The sequence below is a fragment of the Bradyrhizobium sp. 23 genome (genome assembly GCF_023073295.1).
Taxonomy (GTDB): Bacteria; Pseudomonadota; Alphaproteobacteria; order Rhizobiales; family Xanthobacteraceae; genus Bradyrhizobium; species Bradyrhizobium canariense_D.
This window is the reverse complement of record NZ_JADPJF010000120.1, coordinates 1-10,343: the sequence shown is the minus strand read 5'-3', so window position 1 is coordinate 10,343 and position 10,343 is coordinate 1. Positions and strand designations below refer to the sequence as shown.

Here is a 10,343-nt window from a genome sequence, read left to right as displayed (position 1 = left end):
TCGCACGTTGCTAACACCGCGCCAAACGGCGTAACATCCGCCGAGACTCTAACCGCTACTGGGTGAAACTTCAGGGGCAGGTCAAGGGGAGTGAACTTCATCCATCCGTGCACGATGAGGCTTGAGCGGGGGGCTCATTTGGCGATGCCCGCTTCTGGTCCGTGGCTGACCTCAGCCCAGAGCGCGGCGATTTCCGCTTCGTGCAAGTGACCCGACCAAGGTTATGCTGGCTGAAGAGGGCAGCCTTTGACCCCTGGCAGACCTAGGCTGGGCGCTTGCTCGAGCTGGTCAGCCGATCATGACACATCGGCTGCAGTATGCCGTACATCAGTGTCCGCCATAACCATTCGACCGGGCCGTACCTGTACCGGTCTAACCACCAACCGCTGACAAATACCTGGCAGACGTAGACGAAAAGCCCGATAGCCAGTGCTTCGGCCGCCCCGAGCTGCCCAAATAGCCCGAGGCCGTATCCGTAGAAAATCCAGCCAAAGATCATGGACTGAGCGAGGTAATTCGTGAATGCCATGCGCCCTAGCGGCGCAGCCCAGCCCAGCAATCGCTTGCCGTTCGCCAGATCGGCGACGGCGATGATCATTGCACCGTAGCCGAAAGCCAGCAGGATCGTGCCGGTGGGAGTGGCCAGTGCGCCGAGACCGACGCCCGCTACGACGCCGCTTACTCTTAGGAGGATCAAGACTGCGCCTAGCCCAGTACAGCTGATTGCTGTCAAGAACAGGAGTGGACGATCTCGCTTCCTCAAGGCATTGCTGCGCCAGACGAGGGCACCAATCAAAAATAGCACTATCGTCCGCGGGAATACGTAGATGTGGAGAGGAACGATCACGGGGATTTCGCTGACCCGGAACGCCAGCACCTGCCCGAAGCTGCCCCCTGCATAGACCTGATTGGCTTCAAGCACATGGCGTTGCAACGAAGCCAAGCTGGGAAACAATCCAGGAGGGGACCACACCTGCATGGCCAAATACAGCGCCAGGAATGTCGCCGCGCCGCATGAAAGCAGCCAGCGGGGGCCAAACAGGAATGGTAGGACGACTAACCCTGCGATCGCATATTCGGTAAGAATGTCACCATTCCAGATCAGGAAAAGGTGAATCAGTCCAAACGTCAGCAAGGCGATCAGACGGCGAAACAACAGAAGCGCGCGATGCGGGTTCGTCGAGAGGTGCTCATATTGAATGGCAAGTCCAACTCCGAATAACAGTGAGAACAGGGCAAATGCCTTCATATCGACCGCGAGCATCAAGACTGTCTCGACCGCGCGGTCAAACGGAGGTGCCGGTCGCACGGCGGGTAAGAACTGCTCGAAGATTGAGACGCGGAATTCAGTGACGACGTTAATAGCAAGGACGCCGAGCAACGCCAGGCCGCGAAGCACATCGATAGTTTCGATGCGCTGCCTTGGGTTTACAGGGCCGGAGCGGCTCTCACAGCTTATGGCGACCATTGCACGAGCACTATAGGTCGGGGGAGGAGATTGGGCCAGTTCAGTTCTGGTATTGGCCTGCAGCGGACTTCGGTGCATCGGTACTAGAGAGCCTATGGTCGTGGATTGGGAGGAGAGCTTGAAGAACATTCAGATTATAGATCGCGCGGTCAACGCGACGTTCAGCTTGTTTCAAGCGACCGATGATGAGTTCGCTGCTATCTTTCCCGGCCCGGGCCAAGACATGGAGTTGATTGAGGACTTTACCGAACGCGCTGGGGAAGAGCAGGCTTTGCGAATATTGTCGCCCGTATGGGGCGCCCCATTTTGAAGCGCGATGCGCAAGGTATTCACGGAACGCTGTACTTCGAGTATGCCGACCGGAGGCAATCTCTTCCGGAATCTAAGAGAGAGGTCGATTGGCCCGATTCTTACGTTAATCTTGCGCAGCGCAAGCTGTTTGCCAGCAAACGTTAGGGCCTGTATCTGGCCCTGCGACTCGCGGCGATGTCGGCTTGTAACCCGTTGCAGACGTTCGGACGACCAGCCAGATTATAATTGTGAACAACGTCACAGAGCCGAAGCTTGCCTTTTGGCAAGCTCTACCTACGCTGCGCACATGTTGTTCGAGGCTGCGATGCGCGCGTTTCCCTGCGTTTTCATTGGTCTTTTTCATCTTGCTTGCTTGCGGCTCGGCGGGAGGCGGACCGACGTGCAAGCTGCGCGAGGCTGGTAGCGGCAGTCAATGCGGCACAGTTCGGCCAAGTTTGATCCGAGAGTTCGCTGGCGAATGGGGGCACTGACGGCCAAACTGTATTGGATCTGTGCTGCCGTACTCGGCTGCTTGATGTCGCCTGTGCAAGCTGCCGGTGTTCAGCTTCTGGATACCGATCCAAATCTGGCTGGCGCTATATGGTACCCTTGCGCAGCAGCGGCGCAACGAGTGCCCCTCGGCAAACTCACTGTCCAATTCATTGAATCGATTGAAGGTACGAAGGACTGTCCCGTCATAGGAACGAACTTGCCACTCGTGATCGTCTCGCACGGACGCGGCGGTTGGTTCGGACAACACGATGACACGGTGCAGGCCCTGGCAAACGCTGGATTTGTCGTCGCCTCGATCAACCTTCCGGGTGACAATGGAAACGATTCCTCGCAACGAGACAGCCTTTCCATTCTAGCAACCCGGCCCGCCAGCATTATCCGATTGCTTGATTTCATCTTGAATGACTGGAAAGACCGGGCTGCGATTGATTCCTCCAGGATCGGCTTCTTTGGGTTTTCGCTCGGCGCCTATACCGGATTGGTGTTGGCGGGCGGCAATCCCGATCTCCGGAGATTTGCGCTCTACTGCTCGGACGCGAACCGAACGCGGGCATGCGAGCAACTCCGTAGCGGCGACATACCCAGCAGCTTGCCTCACGAACCTCGTATCCGAGCCGCAGTGCTCGCCGATAAGGCAATTAACTTCGCCTTTCCCGCCGACCGCTTGGCAGACATCACAATCCCGCTGCTGATCTGGCGATCAGAGTTTAGCGGCGCAGGCGTAGACCCGAAAAAGTCAGCGCTCGTTGCTCAGTCGCTGCCCGGCAAAAAGGAAGTGCGCGTGGTGCCTGCCGGTCATTTTGCTTTCCTGTCGCCATGCACGGCAGAGTTCGCGGCTTCCTCGCTTCTGTACTGACCCGCCGGGTTTCGACAGGACGGCATTCCATCGCGAGTTCAACGCCAGCATCATCAATTTCTTTCGAGAGACTCTCGTTCGCCAGGGCGAGAGCCGTTAGCAGCCGATCTATGAGCGCGATGGACGGCCGCATCCTGGGCGGCGATGCGTTCTTCTACTATCTCGCGGCGAGCTCGAAGGCATCGCACTTGCTGGGAAGCGCAGCCTGCGATTGGCGGCATCGCTCAAGCTGATGAGGCGGGCCCAGAACGGTTACTCAGAGATCTCGGATGTCTGCCGAGAGGGTAACGCAGGCCTGACGTGCGACCGCGGCGAGGTCGGCAAGTGAGCCCAAGCTGACGTCTGGCCCAATATCAGCACGTTTGACGAGATCATTAGGTTATGCTTATCATTAGTTATGGCTAATGATAGATCCGCTACCGTAACGGCAACCCTTCGGCGAAGCATGGCTAAAGACAGCGTGCAACTGGCCGCTCTGGGCGATTCGACCCGCAGACGAATATTCGCATTGCTAGGCGCGCGGCCGCGCACTGTCGTTGAACTCACCCGTGAACTGACTGTCTCCCAGTCAGCCGTCTCTCAGCATCTGAAGGTGCTGCGCGAATCTCATTTGGTTCGTGCCGAGCCGAAGGGAGCCAGCAACATTTATCACATCGATCCAGCGGGGCTCAGCCAGATGCGCGCCTGGCTTGACCGGTTCTGGAGCAGCACACTGGCTGCGTACAAAGTGGCCGTAGAAAAATCAGTGGAGGACCAGAAATGAGCATCCGTGTATCGGTGGCACCCATCAAACAATCGATCGTGGTTGAGGCGCCTATCGAGCGCGCGTTTAAGGTCTTTACGGAAGACTTCGGCAGCTTCAAACCACGCGAGCACAATCTGCTCTCCGTGCCCATCGCAGAGACCGTGTTCGAGCCCCGGGTCGGCGGTCACATCTATGATCGAGGTGTCGACGGCAGCGAATGCCGCTGGGCGCGTGTGTTGGCTTTTGAGCCGCCGAATCGCGTGCTTCTAAGCTGGGACATCAGCCCGCGCTGGCAAATCGAAACCGATCCAGACAAGACCAGTGAATGGGAGGTGCGGTTCATTGCCGAGACGCCAAGCCGGACTCGATTGGAACTTGAGCACCGTCACCTCGAACGTCATGGCCAAGGTTGGGAAGGCGTGAGCGAAGGCGTTGAAGGCGATCAGGGTTGGCCGCTCTACCTGAAACGGTTCGCCGAGCGGATAGCCCGCGAGGCATGATATCCGCGTAACCTATGCGACGTGATCGCATTTGCGGAGGTCCTTATGACAGCCTACTGGCTTAGCATTGTCGGGGTGCTTGCCCTTTGCCTCCTGTCAATTTTGCTGGCGGTCTATTCAGGATTCTCCAAAGGCAGGGCCGGGGCACTCTCCGGACCTGTCTTGCCGTTGGATGACGATAACCTGCTGTACCGGATCGATCGCGTCCACATGAACGCAGTGGAGGCGCTGCCGCCTTTTGTCGTCCCGAGTCCTGGCTACGTTGGCAGGGGTAAGACCCGTCACGCTTGCAACGCTTGTATGGGTCTATGTCGCAATTCGTCTGATCCACGTTGCGGTCTATTTGCGCGGCGGTAACGCGGCCAAAGGCGGCAGCGTCAGAACCATTCTCTATGTTTCAGGTGCCCTCGTAACGGTCATCCTCATTGTCGTAATGCCCTGGCAGCCATCCACTAGGGTATCAACGCTGGCCGCCTGACGACAGCGGCTTTTGGCCCGAAGCGAGCGATCTGTGCAATTCGCAAGTTGTGGCCCTGCAGACGTGGGCTGCAGCGTGAAATTCAGCATGATCTGATGAAGCTGCTGAACTGGAAATTCTGTACCGATTGCCACGGCGTCGCGTGCTTATGACGCCGATGATCCGTCAATGTGAAGCCGGCGCCGAGCAGTGCGGTGATGCTGTCAGGGGTGTGACGTGTCACGGGCAAGCCGCTGCATTTCTCCGGACCATCGATTGCGAATGTGCCGATGATGACATGACCGCCAATTTTTACGGTTCTTCGGACGCACGCGACATAAGCCGCTTGTTCTTCCGGCGCGGTGAGAAAATGGAACGCTGCACGGTCGTGCCAGATGTCATAATGGCGCGCTGGCTGCCATGTCGTCACATCGGCGACGACCCAATGCACGGCGTCGCCAGCGGCACCGAGCCGTGCACGCGAGGCCGCGAGCGCCGCGTCGGACAGATCAAGGACAGTCAGATCTGCATATCCAGCCGCCAGCAGCGCATCGACCAGCCGAGCCGCCCCACCGCCGATGTCAACAATCGGTGAGGTAAGCTCTGCGGCGGCCAGTGCGATCAATTCGAGCGAAGGCGACGGGCTCTCCTGGAACCAGCTTAACTCGCGTTCGCCCTTGCTCTCGTATACGTTCTCCCAATGGGCCGCCCGGCCTGAAATCGTCATGAAACCCGATCCCTTCCATGCTGACCCGCCAATACTCGACCGCAAGCATTACTCCATCCCTTCAGTGTTCTCGCCCTCGGCGCTCCGGCGTGAAGCGCGGCGACAGCGCGGCCTGCACGGCAGGATGTCCGGAGGTCTGCATTCTAGACCCGGATGGCGATCTCGTCAGGTGACCCAAGGCGGACCATGACCTGCAAATTCCGAGCTGGCGATCACTTCTAAGGTTGCCTCGTTGAGCCGGTTTCCCACGCTAACCGGCCCAAATTGATTTAGAAGCGGCCCAAATTCGTTCCTGTATCTGGAACTGAGTTTCTGGTTTAGCGTCTCGTGATCGCCGCCCGGTCCTTGGCTTTTATCGGTGACAGAGAGTCCTGCACGCTCCCGCCTTTGACAATCGCGGTGAGCTATGTGTGAGAAATGTGACGAGATCGACCAGCGCATTGCGCGGTACAAGTACATAGCATCACGTATCACCGACCGAATTACGCTCGATGGCATAGCTGAATTGATCGAAGCTGCGCCTGCCAAGAAGGCCGCTTTCCATTGCAAATCCGAGCAACAGTGAGGCCGCGTTGAACCTAAACGCCGGCGGTCCCGACCCATGTCTACTGGAGGATTGCGGTTTCCAGTTCCAACGTGGCGCCACTGAGCATTATTGGGCTTGGTGGCGTTTTCGTTTAGCGAGCATTTCGAGATTCAGAGCGGCCTATTTCGGCCCCGGTAGGGCGCTGGCCTGTTTCCCACCACAGTGGCTCGGTTTGATTTTAACCGCGGCCTGCTTTTCTTTGTCGCAATCGCTCAGCTTGTCCAAGGCATCAGTGGCTTAACCCCCAGATAGGGCGTAGACTCAGCCGATCACCGCCCCGCCATCGGCATCTATCGGTGACTGAGAGTATCGCGCTCCCGCCTCCTACCCGGAGAGCACCATGCGCACCAAAGCCGTACAACCCAAATTGTCGTTGCAGAATAGGCTTATGCTCGAGGCTAACCGCCTCGAAGGCGATGCAAACAGGCTGCCCCATGGCCCCCTTCGGGAAGCCATGATCCGCGCAGCGGGACTAACCGAAAGTGCGCATCGAATCGAGAATTGGCTGTCCTCGGCAAGTCTACGAGCGCCAACGTGACCAACGATCGCTGTCGTATTCGTCTTCCTGCATCTCAGCGAGGTCCGAGACGAGCCAGAAAGGGAAGGGCATCCAGGGCAGCCCTGCGGCTTCAGCCGTTATCGCAGCCTGCCGAGCCACAGCGCGGCGAGGGACTGGCGACTGCGCACGGCGAACTTGGCGTAGATCGACTTGACGTGGAAATGCGTGGTGTTCGGACTTTGCTCGAGCTTCTGCGCGATCTGCCTTTCCGTGTCCCCGGCGAGCAGTCCGAGCAACACGCGGCGTTCAGCGGGTGTGAGGGGCGCGTTGGCGATGAGCAGTCCGTGGCTGAGCAATTGTTGACGGTGAAACCATCTCAAGGCGCGCATCACGAAGCCCAGACGCTGGCCGTCCTGTGCCGTAAAGCGGGGTTGCTGCGCATCACGAAATACGAACAGGCGAATCCTCAAATCGTCATTGAGCGCAATGCGCACGGAGATGCTGTCGGCGAAGCCAACGTCCAGATAGTGGCGCCGATAGTGCTTGCCCTTGAACCATTCCGGCGGCAGCGTTTCGAACAGCAGGCGGACGCGGAACGGCTCGTCGCCCGACATTGACAGGATCTGGGACAGATCGACGTCGTCGGACCAGAGCGTATCGTACTGCTTCTGCACGGATACCGCCACCGCCGGTATCGGGTCCAGCACCCTGACGAGACGCGGACGCCAGCCGAGCAGGGGATCGGCCCGCTTCGGCGAAGGCAATCGCACGACCACGCCCCACAGCACATTGCGTGCCGACAACATGGTGCGCAGTGCGGACAGCAGGTGGGTCAGCGCGGCGTCACTGTCGGCGACCGAGAAGTCGGCCAGCTGATCCCAGAGCGCATAGACGTCTTGATTTAGCGGATCGATGGGATCCGTGGAGAGATGCATGTCATTTCCAGATTGCGCAGGTCGCCGAGCTCAGGGGCGACCCCAGAGGCCTCCGACCTGCGCGAGCATACATAAAGTACAGCGAACCACCTTTCCAGGTAGTTCTCAGATGCACAAAATGGCGCGATATCGGCCCGGTTACCGGGAATACTGATTCTCTCAGCGTAACGAGATTGGGAGATCGACGATGCGTGCAACGACGGGCGCGCGCCGGCCTAAAAGGCCTGGCGAAGGCCGGACGGAGAGGCGACGGCGGCGCGGTTTTTTCCTCGCCCTGTCATCCGCGGTGCTGATTACACTCTCAGCCTTTGCGCAGCATCACCGGCAAGGGTGTCGATCCGCCCCGGGCGTTAGCGTTCCCTGATCAAGCCGCTTTTGTATGCATTTCCGTCGTTCTCCGAAGTTGATCTGCATGGAAATCTCATGATCCGGCCAGCCTGCCGGGTTTCTGATCGGCTCGTCGAGCCAGAAGAGCACGGCATCGTCGCTTTCATCATCTCGGCACTGCATGCGTCGCGGCGCCGCCTGGCGAGCCGCGTCATACGCCAATGTGAGCATTTGCTCGGAAACGAAGCCCAAAAAACGTCCGGAGAACAAGAATGGTGACGAGCAGAGCGACGCAAACAAGATTGGCGGCCCGATCCCATGCCCACAATGAAACGGGCTGGCTGCTGGCAGTCGCCGCCGCATTCCTCATCGTGCACGCCGCCGCCTGGATCATCTGCGGACATGTTTCGAGCAACGAGGGCGCGCATTCCCAACCTGAGCCGATATGCCTGTCGTGCGATTGACGGCGCTCCTGGATTGCAAACCGATCCGCGGAGTCGATGCGCCGGCGCTCATAAATCGCAGCGAACCACCTTTCTAGGTAGTTCTCAGACCCCTCGTGTGACGCGATATTCGGCGCGGTGACTGGGAAGACGGATTCTCTCTGCGTAACGACATAGTTGAGCGGGCCTCCGCAGAACTTAAGCGCGTGCAGAACACGTTGCCGATATACCACCCCGCCTCGCAATCGTCGCGCCGTGACGATTGTTTGCCGTTTTCAAGGATCCAGCCATGCAACGCTTTTCTGTTTCGTGCTCCGGTCGCGAGACATTCCCTGTCGTCGACACGGCAAACAAGAGCGTTTCTGGAGTTACGTCATGAAGGTCAAGCTCGGTTCGACGACGCGGCTGCAAAACAGCAGCAGCATTCACAACAAGATGTCAGGTGGGGCAATGTCGGGCTTTGGACGGTTTTCGAACGGACGGGCCGCGCTGCTGGCTTTGGCATCAACCGGATTGGTCGGGATCGCGGTCCCGGCGTTGGGACAGGATGCGACCTGGCTGGCCAACCCTGGCACTGCCGACTACAACACCGCCGCAAACTGGGCCCCGGCGACGGTGCCAGTCGGCACCGCATTGTTTGGCAGCTCGAACACGACCGCGCTGACGCTCTCGGCCGACACCACGGTCGGCGGTTGGACCTTCAGTCCAGGCGCCTCGAACTATGTTCTCGACAACCACAACTTCCTTCAAACTCTCACTTTCAGCGGTGCCGGCATTAGCGTTCAGGGCGGCAGCGCCACGATCACCAACAGCGGCTTCCGGAGCTCCATCGCTTTCAACGGCAGCAGCTCGGCGGGCGGCGCCACCATCACTAACACTGCAAACGGCATCACGATCGGTTTCAACGACAGCAGCACAGCCGGCAGCGCCACCATCACCAACAGCTTCAGCAGCACCATCAGTTTCGCTAACAGCAGCACGGCCGGCAGCGCCACGATCATCAACCGCAATGGCTCGCTCGTTTTCAGCGACGGCAGCTCGGCAGGCAGCGCCGCCATCACCAGCATCGTCGGCGGCTCCGTTGCCTTCAACGGCACCAGCTCGGCGGGCAGCGCCACCATCAACGGGGCAGCCAGTAGCGTCGTCATTTTCCGCAACAGCAGCACGGCCGGCAGCGCAGCCATCAGCGCTAGCGGGGTACTGCAATTCCGCGACAGCAGCACGGCCGGCAGCGCCGGCATCACCAATAGCAATCTACTGCAATTCCGCGACACCAGCACCGCCGGCAGCGCCGCCATTATCAACGGTGGCGGGTTCGACTTCCTGGACGCCAGCACCGCCGGCAGCGCCACCATCATCAACAACAACGGGCTGCAATTCGCTGACACCAGCACAGGCGGCAGCGCCACCATCATCAACAACGGCAGCCTGGAATTCGCTAACTTCGCGACGGGCGGCAACGCCGCCATCACCAACGGCGCTTCGAGCGTTACGGATTTCAGCGACTCGACAGGGCCCAACAATGATCACAAGCTCAGCGCCGGCTCGATCAATGGCGCCGGGCTCTTCAGCCTTGGTCAGAACGAATTGACGGTCGGCGGCAACAACCTCTCCACCAACGTCACCGGTGTCATTGCCGACGGTGGCGCTGTCGGCGGCACCGGCGCCTCACTCGTCAAGGTTGGTACCGGCACGATGACGCTGTCCGCTATCAACACATACACCGGCGCGACCACCGTGAACGGCGGCACGCTGGCGGTCAACGGCGATATCACCTCGGCAAGCGGCGTCACCGTGAATCCCGGCGGCACGCTCGGCGGCAGCGGCATCGTCGGCAACACCAACGTCAACGGCGGCACGCTGGCGCCGGGCAATTCGATCGGCACGCTGACGGTGAGCGGCAGCCTGACATTGACGGCGGCATCGACCTATCTGGTGCAGATATCGGGCGCATCGAGCGACATGACGGTTGTGACCGGCACCGCCAACCTTGCGG

10 protein-coding genes and 1 pseudogene are annotated in these 10,343 nt (G+C 59.5%); 8 read left to right on the top strand and 3 right to left on the bottom strand.

The genetic code is table 11. From position 1 onward, the window contains the following. Positions 1 to 262: 262 nt before the first annotated feature. The gene (locus tag IVB32_RS28885; RefSeq protein ID WP_247412143.1) at positions 263 to 1,597 is read right to left on the bottom strand and encodes a DUF418 domain-containing protein; all 1,335 of its coding nucleotides are present in this window, start codon (positions 1,595 to 1,597) and stop codon (positions 263 to 265) included. On the opposite strand from IVB32_RS28885, the gene IVB32_RS28880 reads away from it, so the two are divergent. The 6 genes and pseudogenes from IVB32_RS28880 to IVB32_RS28860 all read left to right on the top strand — a co-directional run bounded on the left by IVB32_RS28880 (position 1,587) and on the right by IVB32_RS28860 (position 4,851). Further along, positions 1,587 to 1,778 (top strand): hypothetical protein, encoded by a 192-nt coding sequence (locus IVB32_RS28880; RefSeq protein WP_247368885.1) that lies wholly within the window; start codon positions 1,587 to 1,589, stop codon positions 1,776 to 1,778. The genes IVB32_RS28885 and IVB32_RS28880 overlap by 11 nt on opposite strands. Positions 1,779 to 2,477: 699 nt before the next feature. Beyond that, positions 2,478 to 3,128: a dienelactone hydrolase gene (locus tag IVB32_RS28875; RefSeq protein WP_247412144.1), complete on the top strand. Its 651-nt coding sequence runs from the start codon at positions 2,478 to 2,480 to the stop codon at positions 3,126 to 3,128. A 119-nt stretch (positions 3,129 to 3,247) separates the two neighbouring features. Beyond that, a pseudogene (locus tag IVB32_RS43140) lies at positions 3,248 to 3,372 on the top strand (GrlR family regulatory protein); the annotation flags it as partial. A 201-nt stretch (positions 3,373 to 3,573) separates the two neighbouring features. Continuing rightward, positions 3,574 to 3,891 (top strand): metalloregulator ArsR/SmtB family transcription factor, encoded by a 318-nt coding sequence (locus IVB32_RS28870; RefSeq protein ID WP_018456332.1) that lies wholly within the window; start codon positions 3,574 to 3,576, stop codon positions 3,889 to 3,891. Beyond that, positions 3,888 to 4,373, top strand: coding sequence for an SRPBCC family protein (locus tag IVB32_RS28865; protein ID WP_247412140.1), 486 nt, complete (start codon positions 3,888 to 3,890; stop codon positions 4,371 to 4,373). Before IVB32_RS28870 ends, IVB32_RS28865 begins: the two co-directional genes overlap by 4 nt. Positions 4,374 to 4,611: 238 nt before the next feature. After that, the gene (locus tag IVB32_RS28860; protein WP_346348223.1) at positions 4,612 to 4,851 is read left to right on the top strand and encodes an MAPEG family protein; all 240 of its coding nucleotides are present in this window, start codon (positions 4,612 to 4,614) and stop codon (positions 4,849 to 4,851) included. Positions 4,852 to 4,933: 82 nt separating this feature from the next. On the opposite strand, the gene IVB32_RS28855 is transcribed toward IVB32_RS28860, so the two are convergent. After that, positions 4,934 to 5,557: a class I SAM-dependent methyltransferase gene (locus tag IVB32_RS28855; protein ID WP_247412137.1), complete on the bottom strand. Its 624-nt coding sequence runs from the start codon at positions 5,555 to 5,557 to the stop codon at positions 4,934 to 4,936. A 1,222-nt stretch (positions 5,558 to 6,779) separates the two neighbouring features. Then, a complete protein-coding gene (locus tag IVB32_RS28850) occupies positions 6,780 to 7,577 on the bottom strand; it encodes a helix-turn-helix transcriptional regulator (protein WP_247368879.1) in 798 nt (265 codons plus the stop codon). A 423-nt stretch (positions 7,578 to 8,000) separates the two neighbouring features. Between IVB32_RS28850 and IVB32_RS28845 the strand changes: the two genes are divergently transcribed. Together IVB32_RS28845 and IVB32_RS43135 are read left to right on the top strand one after the other, a co-directional pair. Further along, on the top strand, positions 8,001 to 8,183 hold the full coding sequence (locus IVB32_RS28845; protein WP_247368670.1) for a hypothetical protein: 183 nt from the start codon (positions 8,001 to 8,003) through the stop codon (positions 8,181 to 8,183). 419 nt (positions 8,184 to 8,602) lie between these two features. Further along, positions 8,603 to 10,343, top strand: a 1,741-nt coding sequence (locus tag IVB32_RS43135) for an autotransporter-associated beta strand repeat-containing protein (protein ID WP_247412135.1), incomplete at its 3' end; no start/stop codon positions are given.